Annotated in this window: 14 protein-coding genes and 2 pseudogenes; 12 read left to right on the plus strand and 4 right to left on the minus strand. The window is 40.8% G+C overall.

Features of this window, described 5'->3' with window-relative positions; translation table 11 throughout:
* Positions 1 to 520: 520 nt before the first annotated feature.
* A pseudogene (locus tag M2444_RS24025) lies at positions 521 to 1,501 on the minus strand (arsenic resistance protein).
* A gap of 278 nt (positions 1,502 to 1,779) precedes the next feature.
* Here M2444_RS24025 and M2444_RS24030 point away from each other — a divergent pair.
* The 8 genes from M2444_RS24030 (at position 1,780) to M2444_RS24065 (ending at position 9,522) form a co-directional block, all read left to right on the plus strand.
* Positions 1,780 to 2,148 (plus strand): ArsR/SmtB family transcription factor, encoded by a 369-nt coding sequence (locus M2444_RS24030; protein WP_094873130.1) that lies wholly within the window; start codon positions 1,780 to 1,782, stop codon positions 2,146 to 2,148.
* Positions 2,141 to 4,273, plus strand: coding sequence for a heavy metal translocating P-type ATPase (locus M2444_RS24035; protein WP_094873129.1), 2,133 nt, complete (start codon positions 2,141 to 2,143; stop codon positions 4,271 to 4,273). Before M2444_RS24030 ends, M2444_RS24035 begins: the two co-directional genes overlap by 8 nt.
* Positions 4,274 to 4,440: 167 nt before the next feature.
* Entirely contained in the window at positions 4,441 to 5,712 is a 1,272-nt protein-coding gene (locus M2444_RS24040) for an IS110 family RNA-guided transposase (protein WP_094873128.1), read from the plus strand.
* Between the two features lie 631 nt (positions 5,713 to 6,343).
* Positions 6,344 to 7,150: a class I SAM-dependent methyltransferase gene (locus M2444_RS24045; protein WP_179281710.1), complete on the plus strand. Its 807-nt coding sequence runs from the start codon at positions 6,344 to 6,346 to the stop codon at positions 7,148 to 7,150.
* Positions 7,151 to 7,180: 30 nt separating this feature from the next.
* A complete protein-coding gene (locus M2444_RS24050) occupies positions 7,181 to 7,615 on the plus strand; it encodes a MarR family winged helix-turn-helix transcriptional regulator (RefSeq protein WP_094873125.1) in 435 nt (144 codons plus the stop codon).
* 35 nt (positions 7,616 to 7,650) lie between these two features.
* The gene (locus tag M2444_RS24055; protein ID WP_094873123.1) at positions 7,651 to 8,712 is read left to right on the plus strand and encodes an FAD-dependent oxidoreductase; all 1,062 of its coding nucleotides are present in this window, start codon (positions 7,651 to 7,653) and stop codon (positions 8,710 to 8,712) included.
* 246 nt (positions 8,713 to 8,958) lie between these two features.
* Positions 8,959 to 9,099, plus strand: a complete 141-nt coding sequence (locus M2444_RS24060) for a hypothetical protein (RefSeq protein WP_179281709.1) — start codon at positions 8,959 to 8,961, stop codon at positions 9,097 to 9,099.
* Between the two features lie 57 nt (positions 9,100 to 9,156).
* Positions 9,157 to 9,522 carry an arsenic metallochaperone ArsD family protein gene (locus M2444_RS24065; RefSeq protein WP_094873122.1) on the plus strand — a complete coding sequence of 122 codons (366 nt, stop codon included), beginning with the start codon at positions 9,157 to 9,159 and terminating at the stop codon, positions 9,520 to 9,522.
* Here M2444_RS24065 and M2444_RS24070 read toward each other — a convergent pair.
* Complete coding sequence (locus tag M2444_RS24070; RefSeq protein ID WP_094873120.1) at positions 9,497 to 9,949, minus strand: putative iron-sulfur cluster-binding metallochaperone; 453 nt, start codon at positions 9,947 to 9,949, stop codon at positions 9,497 to 9,499. The genes M2444_RS24065 and M2444_RS24070 overlap by 26 nt on opposite strands.
* Positions 9,950 to 10,225: 276 nt before the next feature.
* Here M2444_RS24070 and arsA point away from each other — a divergent pair, with 276 nt between their 5' ends.
* From arsA to tnpA, 4 genes and pseudogenes are all read left to right on the plus strand, one after another.
* Complete coding sequence (gene arsA, locus M2444_RS24075; RefSeq protein ID WP_094878796.1) at positions 10,226 to 11,992, plus strand: arsenical pump-driving ATPase; 1,767 nt, start codon at positions 10,226 to 10,228, stop codon at positions 11,990 to 11,992.
* A gap of 22 nt (positions 11,993 to 12,014) precedes the next feature.
* Positions 12,015 to 12,287, plus strand: a complete 273-nt coding sequence (locus M2444_RS24080) for a hypothetical protein (RefSeq protein WP_094873117.1) — start codon at positions 12,015 to 12,017, stop codon at positions 12,285 to 12,287.
* Positions 12,288 to 12,360: 73 nt separating this feature from the next.
* Positions 12,361 to 12,801, plus strand: coding sequence for a MarR family winged helix-turn-helix transcriptional regulator (locus tag M2444_RS24085; protein ID WP_094873115.1), 441 nt, complete (start codon positions 12,361 to 12,363; stop codon positions 12,799 to 12,801).
* Positions 12,802 to 13,176: 375 nt separating this feature from the next.
* A pseudogene (gene tnpA, locus M2444_RS24090) lies at positions 13,177 to 13,654 on the plus strand (IS200/IS605 family transposase).
* Positions 13,655 to 13,967: 313 nt separating this feature from the next.
* Here the strand turns inward: tnpA and M2444_RS24095 are convergent.
* Together M2444_RS24095 and M2444_RS24100 are read right to left on the minus strand one after the other, a co-directional pair.
* Positions 13,968 to 14,648: an ABC transporter ATP-binding protein gene (locus M2444_RS24095; RefSeq protein ID WP_038592528.1), complete on the minus strand. Its 681-nt coding sequence runs from the start codon at positions 14,646 to 14,648 to the stop codon at positions 13,968 to 13,970.
* Complete coding sequence (locus M2444_RS24100) at positions 14,645 to 16,294, minus strand: ABC transporter permease (RefSeq protein ID WP_094873114.1); 1,650 nt, start codon at positions 16,292 to 16,294, stop codon at positions 14,645 to 14,647. The genes M2444_RS24095 and M2444_RS24100 overlap by 4 nt, the downstream gene beginning before the upstream one ends.
* Positions 16,295 to 16,297: the final 3 nt, after the last annotated feature.

The following is a 16,297-nucleotide window of genomic DNA, read 5'->3' on the forward strand; positions in this document are numbered from 1 at the left end:
AATATCTTTATTTCACGCGGCTTTTCGAATTGTCATACCGTCAGACCCCATAAATAAGTTTAAACTGACCCAAGAAATTGAAACAGCGACAGCAAAGGACGAGAAAATAAAGTCCTAGACTGTCGCTATTTCATTGAACTAACGTTCCACGTTAGTTGAAACATTATTTTTGTTAATGTTCTATGTCTTTCCAATTTAAATAAGCTTGGAACATCTCAACAAAAGTAAGATTATGTTTACTTGAAATATTCTTAACCACCTGAATAAATCCTCTGAGTTCAACCTCTTTATTTTGAAAACCAATCGTATTGACGAGTTTTTTTATCTCCGAGTATATCGTCGACCATCGCGTACACCCCTGCACCTTTAACGCTAAATTCTTTATACAGTCTATCCACTGTTACAAAAGAAGGGTTGGGTGTTTAACGTAATCTAAATTTAATAACAACAGCAGACATCAAATTGGCCAGTTGCCGTTGATTGGGCTATAGTTTCCCCGTTAGTGTAATACTTTCTAGCCTCAATTTTCATTTACCTTTAGATCTCTATAAATATAATTAGGCACGAAATTGATATATAACAGTTCTGCGATCAATTCAATTACTGTTTGGGTTACTATTACTGATGCTGCGATTGTAGCCATCTCTTCTGGTAAGGTAAGGGCCAGAGGAAGTACAACAAGGGAATTTCGTGTTCCTGCGCTAAAAATCAGTGCACGCCCATCTGGTGGCCCGATACGAAAAATAGATGATATCGTTCGAGAAATAACTGGTGACACAATATGAAATAATACATAAATTGGTATCACTGCAATAATGACATTGAAATCCTTTACAACCCTATCAATTTGAGAGCCTATCACTAAAAAGAGTACGAATGCCATAAGCGGGACGGGGAGCCACGCAGTGTAGTCCAGTGCTTTAATACCTCGTGTGCTTTTTTTATTTGAGAACTGAATAGCTAAAGCGAATAGTAAAGGAATGATGATTAAATAAACAAAAGCTTCAATAAAAGGACCAATTCTAACTATTTGTGATGCCTCATTACCAATGAACAGCCAAAGATAAAAAGGCAGCATAATCATTTGGACAACAAAAAGTACTGGAGTAGAAGCAAGAATTAACTTTTCATTTCCTTTACCCAATTGGGTAAATACTATGACATAGTCTATACATGGAGTTAGAAGTACCAAGCAAACTCCAATTAGAACTGGGGTAGGCTGAGGAAAAACCTTGATTAATAAGAATACAAGCAAGGGAATTAAGATAAAGTTAACAAGCAATAAGGCTCCTATGAAGCGTCCATTAGAGAATGCTTCCTTTAATTTCAGAAATGGAATTTGACAAAACATACTGAATTAAAGGACAGCAATCACAAAGGAAACCAAGGATTCTAGGAAGCCACCTATTCGTGGACTTATTAATCCCACTATCCCTCCAACAATTAAGGCTACTACGTATACGGAAATTTGGTTCGTTTCTAAACTCTCCCTTTGAGGCACCTATCCACACTCCTCTTGTTTACCCGGATTATATCACACAGTTTTGTAAGTGTTCTTCTAATGCCTATTAATAACATATTGTTTTTTATTTTCTAGGTTTCCCCCTTGGTAATAACTATGAACAAACCAATTTTAAGCAGGATAGCTCAATAAATTTTGTTTAAAGAATTAGGATTCCTAATTCTTTTTTTAATTTCATTCAAGTATCCACTTGAATATTTCCGAAAAAAGAGTATAGTATATTCAAACAGACACTTGAATGATAATGGAGTGAGAAAATGGGTAAAAAAGATACTTGTGAGATTTATTGTTACGATGAAGAAAAGGTGATTCGAATACGCGGGGATTTACAAACAATTGATATATCTAGTGTTTCCCAATTGTTTAAAGCTATAGCTGATGAAAATAGAGCAAAAATCACCTATGCATTGTGTACGGATGAAGAGCTATGTGTTTGTGACATAGCAAATATAATAGGGTCAACGGTGGCTAATGCTTCTCATCACTTACGAACACTTCATAAACAAGGGGTTGTGAAGTATCGAAAAGAAGGGAAGTTGGCATTCTATTCATTAGTTGATGAACACATTAAACAGTTAATCATTATTGCTTTAGCACATAGTAAGGAGGTTGAGATAAATGTCTGATCAACAAACGAAATTATCCGAACAAGAAATGAAAACCTATAGGGTTCAAGGGTTTACCTGTACAAACTGTGCAGCTATCTTTGAAAATAATGTTAAAGAACTACCAGGTGTACATGATGCAAAAGTGAATTTTGGAGCATCTAAAGTTTATGTTAAAGGTACGACAACAATTGCAGAATTAGAAAAAGCTGGAGCATTTGAAAATCTAAAGATTCGCGATGAAAAAGAACAAAGAGTAGAACGTGAACCATTTTGGAAGCAAAAAGAAAACATTAAGGTGTATATTTCAGCTATATTGCTTGTTATTAGTTGGTTTTTAGGAGAGCAATATGGGGAAGATCATCTTCTTCCGACGATTGGTTATGCAGCGTCCATTTTAATTGGCGGATATTCACTATTTATTAAAGGTCTAAAAAACATAAGCAGATTAAAATTCGATATGAATACGTTAATGACCATTGCTATTTTAGGAGCCGCGGTAATTGGTGAATGGGGTGAAGGAGCAACAGTTGTTATTTTTTTCGCTATCAGTGAAGCATTAGAGCGTTATTCAATGGATAAGGCTCGTCAATCTATTGAATCATTGATGGATATTGCTCCAAAAGAAGCGTTAATTCGTCGTGGAAATGAAGAAATGATGATCCACGTTGATGATATTCAAGTTGGAGATATTATGATCGTAAAGCCTGGTCAAAAATTGGCTATGGATGGAGTTGTCATTAAAGGTACTTCTACGTTAAATCAGGCTGCGATTACGGGTGAAAGTGTTCCAGTAACAAAAACAATTGATGATGAAGTGTTTGCTGGAACTTTGAATGAAGAAGGGTTGCTTGAAGTTAGAGTAGCAAAACGAGTTGAAGATACTACACTTTCAAAAATTATTCATCTTGTTGAAGAAGCTCAAGCAGAACGAGCACCTTCTCAAGCGTTCGTCGATAAATTTGCGAAATACTATACACCAGCTATTGTTGTCTTGGCTCTGTTAATCGCTGTTGCTCCTCCATTACTATTTGGCGGTGATTGGAGTGAATGGATTTATCAAGGTTTAGCTGTATTAGTGGTTGGTTGTCCGTGTGCATTAGTTGTTTCAACTCCGGTTGCCGTCGTCACTGCAATAGGAAATGCTGCAAGAAATGGTGTTTTGATCAAAGGTGGAATCCATTTAGAAGAAGCAGGAGCCCTTAAAGCGATTGCTTTTGATAAAACTGGGACATTAACAAAAGGTATTCCTGCAGTAACAGACATCGTGACGTATAGTGGAAACGAAAACGAATTAATGATGGTAACTGCAGCTATAGAAAAAGGATCGCAACACCCACTTGCTTCAGCCATTATGAGAAAAGCAGAAGAAATTGGATTGAATTTTAATAGCCTGTCAGTTGAAGAGTTCCAATCTATAACAGGTAAAGGGGTAAAAGCAAAAGTAAATAATGAAATGTATTATGTTGGAAGTCCATATCTTTTTGAAGAATTGCATCAAACGATTGAAACTTCTATTAAAGAAAAAATTATTCATATGCAAACAGAAGGAAAAACTGTAATGGTGTTAGGGACGAAAATAAAGATTCTGTCGTTAATTGCCGTAGCAGATGAAATGAGAGAATCGTCCAAAGAAGTCATCAGTAAATTAAATTATATGGGAATTGAGACAGTGATGCTGACCGGTGATAACCAAAGAACCGCAGCAGCAATTGGAAAACAAGTCGGTGTTTCTGATATTAAAGCTGATTTACTACCCGAAGATAAGTTGAATTTTATTAAAGAACTTCGAGCAAAGCATCATAGTGTAGCAATGGTCGGGGATGGCGTAAACGATGCACCAGCACTTGCAGCTTCTACTGTTGGTGTAGCGATGGGTGGTGCCGGGACTGACACAGCCTTAGAAACGGCTGACATTGCGTTAATGTCTGATGATTTAAGAAAATTGCCATATACCATTAAATTAAGCCGCAAAGCTCGTGTCATCATCAAACAAAATATTACCTTCTCTTTAGCAATTAAAATAGTGGCATTACTGTTAGTTATGCCTGGTTGGTTAACGCTATGGATAGCAATATTTGCCGATATGGGGGCAACATTGCTTGTGACATTAAACAGTTTAAGGTTATTGAAAGTTAAAGAATAAATTTAATTATGTAATCAAGGCAGTAATCTATTAAGCTAACTGGACACGATAGCATTCCTGTAGAGCGTTAATTATCAGCTTTGCAAAAAAACAAGCGCCTCGGTACGATGGGAGTACGCAACGGGTCATAGCCCTTTAAATCCCATCATCCAGGAGGACGCTCTACTATGAAGTTTAAATCGCAGGACAGACAAAATCAACTCATTGAAAAAATTACCGCCCAGCATCTAGTCGTAGGAATCGACATTGCTCAGCAAACGCATGTCGCTCGTGCTGTTAACTTTCGAGGAATCGTGGTCGGTAATCCTCTATCCTTTTCTAATGATGAAGAGGGTTTTCAATTCCTTCTTCGTTGGATTCAAACGTTGCAATCCACACACGCTTTAACGGAGGCTATTGTTGGTATGGAGCCTACCGGGCACTATTGGTTTAGCCTATCCAACTGGCTTTCGGATCGCCAGTTTGAAGTCGTTCTAGTCAATCCACATCTCGTGAGAAAAAATAAGGAGAACCGCGACAATACGCCATCCAAGAGCGACAAAAAGGATGCTCTGGTCATCGCTGATATGGTCAAAAACGGCTATTATTTGTTCATTCGCAACACACCAGAAGCCTTCGAAGAATTACGTGTCTTTCTCTCAAACCGCGACTCTGTCGTAACGAGACTCGTTAGTGCGAAGAACCAAATCCATCGCTGGGTCGACGTTGTTTTTCCTGAGCTGCGACAAGTCTTCAAAAACATCATGTGTACAGGTTCACTAGCCACACTTCGTCTTTTTCCTACACCCGAAGAATTGTATAAACTTCAGCCTCAAGACGTCCTGCAAGGTTGGAAATCGGTTATGAAACGGCATTCTGGTGAACCAAAGGCCAAAGCTCTTATCTCTTTTGCTAGCCGTTCTGTTGGCACTAAGCAAGCATTGCATGCCTACAAACTTCACTTGAAGCAACTTCTCGATGAGTACGACCTTGCTTGCCTGCAACTAAAAACGGTAGAGACAGAGATTGTTGCCGTTCTAAAACGTATTCCATTTGCTGAATCCATGCTTGCTGTCAAAGGGATAAGTGTTATTTCACTAGCCGGTATTCTAGGTGAGGCAGGGGATTTAAGCGGATTTGTGCACGGCAATGCCTTGCTGCGCCATGCTGGGCTAAACCTCGCAGAAGCTAGTTCAGGCAAATGGACTGGACAAATGAAGATTAGCAAACGAGGACGATCTCGTCTCCGCCGTTTCATCTTTATGATGACCATGAGTTTAGTAGCAAGTAATTCGGAGTTTAAAGCCATGCATACCTACAATGTACAAGTAAAGAAGATGAAGAAAATGAGGTCTATTATGAAACTGTGTGGAAAGTTAGCTCGAATACTTGTAGGGATGGCCCGCAGTGGCGAAGCTTACAACCCTCCAAAAACAATGCCTATTCAGCTCGCAGCTTAACCTATAACCTACCGTTTCGTAGCACGAGTATTGGCTTATTTGCAGGATTTCAAAGAAAGCACGGAGTACCGGATATATTTAACCAAAGGGCACAGACCCGTAACGATAGCAAGACCGGCCTCCACCCCTTGGACAGGCGTAACGAAGGAATGAGAGGGCACAGACCCGTTGAGACATGGGAGTGAAAACCTCCAAGGGAGGCGTGGAGAAAGCGTGCAGTAAATGGAATTATATGGGGCAGGATATGTTCCCCACTATTCCCGTGCGTCTTCATGTTGCCGAAGTCTAACACGGAGTTCCCCTTCTGATCTTTCACCCCTTACCCACCGGGCGAAATCCTGCGAATAAGCGAGTATTAGTGAGAAAACTATATCGTATCGAGGGAGTTAAACATAAAGGGTTCCACATATTAGTCATGCATAATATGTAGAACTCTATATTTTATTTGATTTTCATAAGTTTAGGTCTTGATAATTTTCAGTCTAAAACATTATTTTCTTCTGACATTTACCCTTCACAATCAATAAAATTCTACCATGTGAAGACTATTTCCAAACGGACATAGTCTTTTTTTATTTAACTGTTGTAAAATACAACAGTTGTGTGTTACATTTTAGTGGGAGGGATGAAGATGAAAAGAAAAGGAATACATCAACCAACCATTGAGGATGCCATTGAGATTAGTGGAATAGAAACACTGCATCCTGGAGGCTTTGCTTTAACTAAACGCACTGCAGAGATTGCAGAGCTTAAACAGGGGATGCGGGTTTTGGATGTATCCAGTGGAAGAGGAACTCAAGCAATATTTTATGCAGAGAACTATGGGGTTCAGGTGACTGGATTAGACATCTCAGTAAAAATGATCGAGTCCGCGTCGAACTCTGCTAGATTGGCCGGTATGACGGGCTGTGTCTCCTTCCGTCAGGGAGATTCTCAGGCTTTACCCTTTGGTGATGATACCTTTGATGTGGTAATTAATGAATGTGCGGTTGGAATCCCGGATGATTCAGAACAGGTTCTGAATGAAATGGTGCGTGTTGTGAAACCTGGTGGTACCGTAGTGATCCATGAATCCATCTGGAAAAAGCAAGTGACGGAAAATGAGAAGGAAGAACTAGCTGAAAGGTACGGAACGACTCCTTTGGAATTAGAGCAATGGAATGAAATGCTGAGAAAATCGGGTGTCGTCAACATTATTGCGGAGTATGAAGAATGGTCACAACCGGAAAAATTCTGGAAGGTTCGAAAAGATCGAGATGTTAAGCATCATTCGAAGCTGCTTACTTTACCCGAAAGACTGATAACCTTGAAACGGATTGTGCAGAAGCATGGAATTAAAGGTGTATTTAAGGTTATGGAGAACGAGAAGATTTTTTTTAAAGCTGTACTAGATGGCAAGATAGGATATAGCCTGTATAAAGGGGTTAAAGGTTCGTAATATTTCTCTATTCATTATTGAGGTGAAACCATGGAAAATGTAGATTTACTTAGGAATTTAATGAGAGCTTTCGATAAAAACATTGGTGCTCTAGAGAAAACACAACTCATGTGTTGCGGAGCAACGATCGGACAATGCCATGCTATTATGGAAATTGGGCTTGCGGGTGAAATCTCACTCATAGATCTGGCTAATGTACTTAATCTGGATAAAAGCACCATGAGCAGAACGGTAAATAACTTAGTAGCAGATCATTGGGTTGAAAGAATTATTGATCCGAACAATAGGCGTTATGTGAAGCTGATGCTTTCAACCAAGGGACAGGTTTTAAATGAGCAAATTAGTGCTGTTCTTAATGCATACTTTGGAAAGATTATGAATGATATACCGGAGAACAAACGGGAGCAGGTTACAGAGAGCCTAGAACTGTTGATCTATGCGTTAAATAAGAATAACTGCTGTTAACTACATTCTCGGTTAAAAAGAAAGGATGAACAACAATGTCCAAAGTTGTAGATACCATTGTCATTGGTGGTGGGCAGGCGGGTCTCGCATCCGGTTATCATTTGCAAAAGGCTGGACTGGATTTCATGATCTTGGAAGCCGGTGATCAGCCGGGGGGGGCTTGGCCACAATATTATGATAGCCTTAAGTTGTTTTCTCCTGCACGATATTCGTCATTACCAGGTTTCGCTTTCCCAAAAGATTCAAACGAGTACCCGTTACGTGATGAGGTCATCTCCTATCTACGTGTATACGCTGAGAAGTTCAAACTTCCATTAATGTTAAATAGCAAAGTGGAACGAGTCGAAGCTGTCAACGGCGGCTTTGATATCATAACTTTAAATGGCAAGAGATATCGAACCAAATCGACTATTAGCGCATCGGGTTCTTTTCATCGTCCATATATTCCTAATCTTCCTGGAACTGAGTCTTTTCAAGGAAACCTTCTTCATTCGTCCGAATATAAACGACCTGAACCGTTTCGCGAGCAGCGTGTTATCGTTGTGGGACGGGGAAACTCGGGCGTTCAAATCGCAGTAGAACTGGCCGATTATGCCACCGTATCTTTAGCTGTTCAACATCCAGTCAAATTTACTCGTCAACGATTTCTAGGGCTTGATCTTCATTTCTGGTTGAAAATGACTGGAGTTGATACATTTCCATTCTATCGAATCGGTAAGGAACCTCCGAGTCCCGTTTCTGTATTCGACCTTGGTGGATACCGTAAGAAAATAGACAACGGCAATCCGAATCAAAAACAAATGTTCTCAGGTTTTTATCCTGAAGGTGTCATTTGGGCGAATGGAGATAAGGAACCCGTCGACAGTGTGATATTTGCCACGGGCTATCGTCCTAATATTCCGTTTCTTCATCAGACTGGTGCGCTTGCTATGGATGGCAGACCACAGCATGTTGCCGGTGTGAGCACAGAAGTTCCGGGACTGTATTATGTAGGATTAGCGAATCAGCGGTCATTTGCGTCAGCTACGATACGAGGTGTAGGAGCAGATGCTAAATATGTTGTACAACATATTACACGGTTCCTTCGAAAACCATAACTCCTGAACTAATCAAATACAGTCAGTTTTGAATAATACATGGATGTATTGGGATGAATGGAGTTGATTAATTTTATATTTGCATTTTGCAAATAATTATAATATAATGAAAACAACAGTTGATAATAAAACGCCCGATTTTTATGTTATTTCAGTCGATTGGTAGGATAATCATGTATATTTTTCATTTTATATATTTGCATAACGCAAATAATATTCCGTGCCATTGTAAGGAGGTGAGAGGTAATGAATAATGACTCAGTTAAGTTTACAGATGAAATTTGTTGTCCAGATGCTAAGGTTCAACGAAAAGTGAATATCGAAAATGAAGAAACATGTTGTAATGAACCCGAAGATAAGGGGTGTTGTCCTGCAGATGAGAATTAGTTATTTGGGATTTACCGTTACATCATTTGATTTGAATCGAAAAAGGAGACCACTACCATGAAAAAAATCGATGTGTTTGATTCAGGGGGATGTTGTTCAACCAACGTTACAGATCCTAAAGCTAAAATGAATTCCATTCGTTTCTCTGCAGCTGCTAATAATTTATTTGTAAAAGGTTATGACATTAACAGATATAGTTTACTAAGCCATACAGAAGTATTTAATTCTAATGAACAAGTAAAGACGCTAATGGATGCTGATTTGAACAATTTACCTATCACAATAGTTAATGGGGAAGTCGTAAAAACTCAAGATTTCCCATCTAATGAAGAGCTTTCAGAATGGCTCAATATTTCCGTCGAAGAGATATTAAAAAAACAAACGGTGAATATTCAAATTAACTCTTGTCAAGATTCCGAATGAATGTAGTGACATTGCCCAAACAACAGGCACCTTGTGGGTTATTAATCTCACATCCACAACGATTAGCTTGAACTTGCTCTCGTATATGTTTAATTGGATACTGATTTTCTTGAACAGCTTTTATTAAACGTTCTCTTGTCCATCCAAAGCAGTAGCAAACAGGGACATCCAGCGCATCGTCTTTTTGGAACACCGATACTTTGAGCATATCTTTGTCAAAGGTCTGATCATAGCTAAAATAAACAACTTCGCAAGATGAATTAGAGCAAAAAGAGTAAGTCGATTCAGCGTGAATAGTTTCTAACGCTGTTGGTTGAAGCAATGCTTTGAGCGTAATCGTTTGAATGCTTTTGCCTTTTTGGTGACAACCAGGGCATTGAGAAGGTATTGTTGGTTTTTCTGTGGATGTTTGACAACAGCTATCCATTTTTTATCACTCCTTATACAGTTTTGAATGTGCGAATAGGTGTAAATCTGGCTTCCTTACACGTACAAGTATCGTTGGCGATAACGATATTTCCCATTCCGTTTAATACAAACACTTCCGTCTTCGGAAAATCGCTAAAATCTCCATAACAAAACGCATCCCATTGTTCTTTACCCTGTACAAACAAATGTCCGGTACTATTGTAGCATACGCAATTAAAAGCAACAATCTTCTAAAAAAGATCCAATAATTAAAACAACCTGGGAGGTACTACAGATGATTCCATTATTTGATGTTAATAAAATTGATATTACACCTTATTTATTTTTCACTGGTAAAGGTGGAGTTGGTAAAACTTCAACAGCATGTGCAACAGCTATATCTTTAGCAGATCAAGGAAAGAAAGTTCTATTGGTAAGCACAGATCCCGCGTCCAATTTACAAGATGTATTTAATACGAAATTAGATATGCATTACAAGGAAATACCGGAAGTGCAGAATCTTTATGTTGCAAATTTGGATCCTGATCAAGCGGCTCAAGAATATAGAGAAAGCGTAGTTGGTCCCTATCGTGGAAAGCTCCCTGATGTGGTCATTCAACAAATGGAGGAACAACTTTCCGGATCATGTACGGTAGAAATCGCATCGTTTAATGAATTTTCTACACTGTTAACGGATAAGAAAATCCAGGCTGAATTCGATCATATTGTTTTTGATACAGCACCAACTGGACACACTTTAAGATTGCTTCAACTACCCAATGCATGGAATGAGTTCTTAGAGGATAGTACAGAAGGAACCACAAGTATGGGATTACTCGCTGGGTTAAACGAACGGAAAGACGTATACGAACAAACGGTGAAGGTATTATCTGATCCCATGCAAACGTCGTTAGTGCTTGTCACTAGAGCAGATACTGCGCCACTACAAGAAGCAGCTCGTGCTTCAAAAGAGTTAGCTGACACGGGAATTCGTAACCAAATGCTTATCATTAACGGGTTATTGAATCATCCTATGTTATCCGATGCTACGGCAGCCGCTTTCGCTACACGTCAAGAAGAAGCTCTAAACCGCATTCCTGAAGCATTAAAGACACTTGCTACATGGGCTGTCCCACTAGTGCCATTTAATATTACAGGTGTAGAAAATGTGCGCAAACTTTTCGACGAAACGCAAAGCATCCCAGATCAAATCTCAGAACTAACGGATGTGAATTATCCTCATCTGACTACAATTCTTGATGATATTATAGAGCGTAATCAAAGAGTAGTTTTCACGATGGGTAAAGGGGGCGTTGGCAAGACAACTGTGGCGAGTGCAATTGCTGTTGGATTAGCAGAACGCGGCAAAAAGGTTCATCTAACAACAACGGATCCAGCTGCTCATCTTGATTATGTCATGCATGAAGATATTAAGACACTCATCTCGATGAGTAAAATTGATCAAAAAGAAGAAGTTGAAAAATACAGAGAGGAAGTCTTAAACAGAGCACGTGAAACTATGGATGAACAAGGTGTTGCTTACGCAGAAGAAGAACTAAATTCTCCGTGTACCGAAGAAATTGCTGTATTTCGTGCTTTTGCTAATATTGTCGAGCGTGCGGACAATGAGATTGTCGTGATAGACACAGCTCCATCAGGTCATACACTACTGCTACTCGATGCTACGGAATCTTACCATAAAGAAATTGCAAATTCTTCAGGTGAAGTCCCTGTATCTGTTCAAAACTTATTACCTCGATTACGGAATGAACAAGAAACAAGTATTGTCATTGTAACTCTTGCAGAGACAACACCGGTTTATGAGGCGGAACGACTGTCTGTGGATCTACAACGTGCTGGAATTACACCAAAGTGGTGGGTTGTGAACCAGAGTATGATCATGACTCATACCCAAGATCCAATTCTTCACACAAGAGCATTGGGAGAACAACTATGGATTCAGCGCGTGAAAGACACATCCGATGGAAATTTCGTTGTTATTCCATTGCATAATCAAGAGATTATTGGTTATCAAGCACTCAAACAATTAGTAACAAACTAAAAATGACCTGGAGGAAGAGAATATGAAGATTTCGGATAGTGCTAAAGTATTCATTGAGAACATCATGAAAGATAATGAAGGAAAGATCCTTCGTATATCCCAAACAAGTTCAGGATGTTGTGACCCAAATGTAAACCTTGCATTGGATGATGCGAAAATAGAGGATCATATTCAAACCATTAATGATATTCAAGTTGTGATAGAGCCAGAGAGAGTTACTATTTTAAACAACATTATTTTAGACTTAGATGAAGGGAATTTAGTGATACTGAATGAAGGATCTAGCTGCTGTTAAATTCCATTATGTAATACTTGCATAATGCAAATAAATAAAGTATAACTAAGGGAAAGGACAGGAGGTAAGTCACTTGGAAAATTTGCGGGATATGTTTCAGATTATGACTCGGAGATTCGGAGTATTGAATAAAGTATGCTGTACAGCGGGTGGAATTGATATCTCTCCCATACAGAGCCACATCCTATATGAAATAGATAAACAGCATAATCCTAACATACAACAAGTAGCCGATACACTTGGAACAGATATTACAACATTTAGCCGTCAGATCCAAACTTTAGTTAAAATGAAGCTTGTACAAAAGACACCAGATCCTAGTGATCGTCGTATCTATGTCCTTTCCCTAACTGTTGAAGGAAAGTTTATTGCTGAAACGATTGATCAACAAATGAATTCATATTTAACGGAAGTATTTTCGCATATGAATGAGTTTGAGCGCCAAACTGTTATTCGTTCTATTCAGTTGCTTAATGATTCTATGGCTAAATCAAAAGTGTGTTGTTCACCATAAGGATATGAAACATTCGTATCGTTGCATTTTGCAAATTCATAACATCTAATCCTCTCGATTAGGGAGGGAATTTTGTTGATTTAGCCAAGGAGTTAGTATACCTTACGACGAATGATCCTGCAGTTTAGATCGATCACATAGCAGCTGAAGATATCGAAGATATGATAACCAAATGTTGTAAGAGGACAAGAACATATACCTTTTGAAATCCGCGCAGGGCGCGGATTTTTTATTATGGCTTAAGCCAGTTGAGTGCGTGAAACGCACGAAACAAAAAACCACCCGCTATGCGGGTGGAGGGAACGAGGGTTTGACCACCAAGACCATTCCGATAGAATTGAGATGTTCAGGCTCAAAGGAAAGGAATGGTCATAGATGGCAATCAAGAGCTATAGTCTAGCTCACACGAAGTGGATATGCAAATACCATATCGTGTTCACCCCGAAGTATAGACGGAAAGAAATATATAATCAAGTGAGGAAAGATTTGATCGAAATCTTCAAGCGTTTATGTAAATACAAGGGGTCGAGATCATAGAGGGTCACTCACATGATGCCAGATCACGTACACATGCTGGTAGCGATACCGCCGAAAGATCGCCGTGTCCACGTTCATGGGATATCTGAAGGGGAAAAGTTCGCTCATGATCTTTGAGAAGCATGCTGGGCTAAATTATAAGTATGGGAATCGAAAATTTTGGGCGGAAGAGTACTATGTAAGCACCGTGGGTTTAAATGAAGCCACCGTAGCCAAATACATTCGTGAACAAGAAGCACATGACCAAGCCATAGATAAATTGAGTGTAAAAGAATACGAAGATCCATTCAGTGACAAAAGGAACAAAAAGAAATAAGCCCGTTTAACGGGTAAGTGAAAATGATAAATTACACTGAGCCTGAACAAATGTGTGGTCAGGCTAGCGTCTTTAGGCGCAGTTTGGCAACAGGGGGTTATACCCCAAGAGCAAACCACCCGTTGGACGGGTGGTCCTGATTTTATGGGTACAAGTTCTTGTCCTTTGCTCGGGACAAGAACTTGTACCCATTGCCAAGAATGGACAAGAGCTTGTTCCTATTACCGTAAACATTTTTTTTGAAAAAGTCGTAAATAAGCGACGATGGTAGTGTATGCAGGGTAAATACAGGCCATTGAATGTTGCGAATGTTTTATGAATAAAAAACTAATTTCCGCTCAGTTAAATCTGGCTCTGATCTTAGATGTATCGAGCGGTCACTTATTGCTTCGACGTCCTGCCGGTCATGGGTAACAAACAGGCAGGTCATCTCCGCTTTCTTTAAGATCGTCCGCAGCTCGGAACGGATCGATTCCTTTAGCCCCGCATCGAGGTTGCTGAAAGGTTCGTCCATCAGCAGAATCGTCGGCTTCTGCGCCAGCGCCCGAGCGAGCGCCACCCGTTGCTGCTGCCCGCCGCTGAGCTCATGGGGATAACGTTCCTTGAATTCGCCAAGCTGGACAAGGTCAAGCATTTCCTCCAGACGCTTGGCCCGCTCTTTTCTCGGAAGCCGGTGAAGGGCGAACTCGATATTTTTCCGGACATTCATATGAGGAAAAAGCGCGTAATCCTGGAATACCATCCCGACACCCCGTTGCTCCGGCTGTACAAAGGTACTTTCATTGACCACAGGAGCGCCGTTAATCCGGATTTCCCCTCCAGCCGGAATCTCCAGGCCCGCGATCAGCCGCAGCAGCGTGCTTTTTCCGTTGCCGCTTGCGCCGACAATGCCGACAATATCCCCTTTTTCAATGGAGCAGGAGAACCGTTCGATAACCGGGGGAATCCCCCGTCCGTAAGAGAACGAAAGATTATGGATTTCTACAATACTCATTTTTCCCACTTCCTGTCTAAGCGATGCATTACATAAACCGAGATGAAGCTGATGAAGATAATAAGCAGAGACGGGATGGATGCTTCGAAAATTTGTTCGTCGTTCGCGTACCGGTAAGCTTTTGTAGCCAGGGTCTCGAAATTGAAAGGTCTGAGTATCAAAGCAAGCGGAAGTTCCTTGCAGATTTCCACAAAGGTTAAGATACAACCGCTCATTACCGCCCCCTTGATCAAAGGCAGATCCACTTTAATAAATGTTTTCGTCATCCCAAGCCCCAGCATCCTGGATGCTTCCGTAAATTTCTGTCCCGTTTTCTCAAATCCGACTTCCACAGCATTGAATCCTGTAGCCATAAACCGGATCACATAGCCCATAACCAGCATGGCCAGGGTTAAACTGAGCACCAGAGGTGTTCCGTTTAATGCAAACTGATGATGAACAGCGGCCCAACCTTTATCCAACTGCAGGAACACGACCAGCACGCCGATGGCAATAATCGCTCCAGGAATGGAGTAGCCGGCGGTTACCGCTTTGGAGAGAAAAAATGAAGCTGTAGAACGCGAACGATTCGCAGCGGCTACAATCAGCGCAAACACCATAATAATCAGTGTGGAAACAGCAGCCACGGACAAGGTCTGATAGACAAGATGGACAAAGTCCCCATTCCACATGGTGTCGAAGGTCCAACTGGCCCATTCGATCAATTGAAGAAGCGGAAACAGGAAAGATGCACACCAGACAATCATACAAAACACGGCTGCCGATATTCCCGGCAATCCGGTAAGTCGTCTTGGCACAAGCGGTCTCGATTTGCTGGTTGTAGAGCTGTAAGCCCGCCGTTTGCGAAGCAGCATTTCGACAAAGAACAGGCCTAGCACAATAATCATCAGCCAGGCGGCAAGGCGCATGGCCGAATCGGCATCGTACATCCCGAACCAGGTCTGAAAAATTGCCGTAGACACGGTCTGTATTCCGAAATAGCTGGTGACTCCGTAATCGCTCAGCACCTCGAACATGACCAGACTGACGCTACCTGCAATGGCCGGCCGGGATAATGGAAGGGCGATACGGATATAAATGGACCAGCCATTTCTTCCAAGCAGCCGGGCGTTCTCAATATAAGAAGCGCTCTGTTTTTCCAGGAACGATTTGGTGATCAGGTATACGTAAGGGAACAGAAACAAGGTGAATACAATAACCGCGCCCCGCATTGAAGAAAACGTAATAAGTTCCTGATCGGGGACGATCCCGAGCCGGTTCCGAAGAGTGGTCTGGACAACACCGGTGTAGCTGAACATCGTGCTGTACGTAAATGCGGCAATATAAGGAGGAATCGCCAAAGGCAGGACCAGTGCCCACCTGAAGAACCGTTTCCCCGGAAAATCAAACACCGCTACTAGCCAGGCTAGCGTGACACCGAGCAGTCCTGTAAGTACGGCAACCGTCATTGTCAGCTGAACCGTCTGGGAAATATAATCCTTGACCAGATACTGCCTGATTTGCACCCAGTTTTCGTTCGGCGGATCAAAGATCGAGAGGAATACGAAAAAAATGGGCAGCAAAATGACTGCTGCCCCCGCTAAGCTTACGATCCGCCAAACGCTAAGGCGTCTTTTTAACTTTACCTTAACTGCGTTTAGATGCATATG

This window comes from Paenibacillus sp. PastF-3 (assembly GCF_029893135.1).
GTDB classification, from domain to species: domain Bacteria; phylum Bacillota; class Bacilli; order Paenibacillales; family Paenibacillaceae; genus Paenibacillus_AQ; species Paenibacillus_AQ nitricinens.

Excerpts from the sequence above, each read along its gene's own strand:
- M2444_RS24030 (WP_094873130.1), top strand. The coding sequence starts at position 1,780 with ATGGGTAAAAAAGATACTTGTGAGATTTATTGTTACGATGAAGAAAAG.
- M2444_RS24035 (WP_094873129.1), top strand. The coding sequence starts at position 2,141 with ATGTCTGATCAACAAACGAAATTATCCGAACAAGAAATGAAAACCTAT.
- M2444_RS24040 (WP_094873128.1), top strand. The coding sequence starts at position 4,441 with ATGAAGTTTAAATCGCAGGACAGACAAAATCAACTCATTGAAAAAATT.
- M2444_RS24045 (WP_179281710.1), top strand. The coding sequence starts at position 6,344 with ATGAAAAGAAAAGGAATACATCAACCAACCATTGAGGATGCCATTGAG.
- M2444_RS24050 (WP_094873125.1), top strand. The coding sequence starts at position 7,181 with ATGGAAAATGTAGATTTACTTAGGAATTTAATGAGAGCTTTCGATAAA.
- M2444_RS24055 (WP_094873123.1), top strand. The coding sequence starts at position 7,651 with ATGTCCAAAGTTGTAGATACCATTGTCATTGGTGGTGGGCAGGCGGGT.
- M2444_RS24060 (WP_179281709.1), top strand. The coding sequence starts at position 8,959 with ATGAATAATGACTCAGTTAAGTTTACAGATGAAATTTGTTGTCCAGAT.
- M2444_RS24065 (WP_094873122.1), top strand. The coding sequence starts at position 9,157 with ATGAAAAAAATCGATGTGTTTGATTCAGGGGGATGTTGTTCAACCAAC.
- M2444_RS24070 (WP_094873120.1), bottom strand. The coding sequence starts at position 9,949 with ATGGATAGCTGTTGTCAAACATCCACAGAAAAACCAACAATACCTTCT.
- arsA (WP_094878796.1), top strand. The coding sequence starts at position 10,226 with ATGATTCCATTATTTGATGTTAATAAAATTGATATTACACCTTATTTA.
- M2444_RS24080 (WP_094873117.1), top strand. The coding sequence starts at position 12,015 with ATGAAGATTTCGGATAGTGCTAAAGTATTCATTGAGAACATCATGAAA.
- M2444_RS24095 (WP_038592528.1), bottom strand. The coding sequence starts at position 14,648 with ATGAGTATTGTAGAAATCCATAATCTTTCGTTCTCTTACGGACGGGGG.
- M2444_RS24100 (WP_094873114.1), bottom strand. The coding sequence starts at position 16,294 with ATGCATCTAAACGCAGTTAAGGTAAAGTTAAAAAGACGCCTTAGCGTT.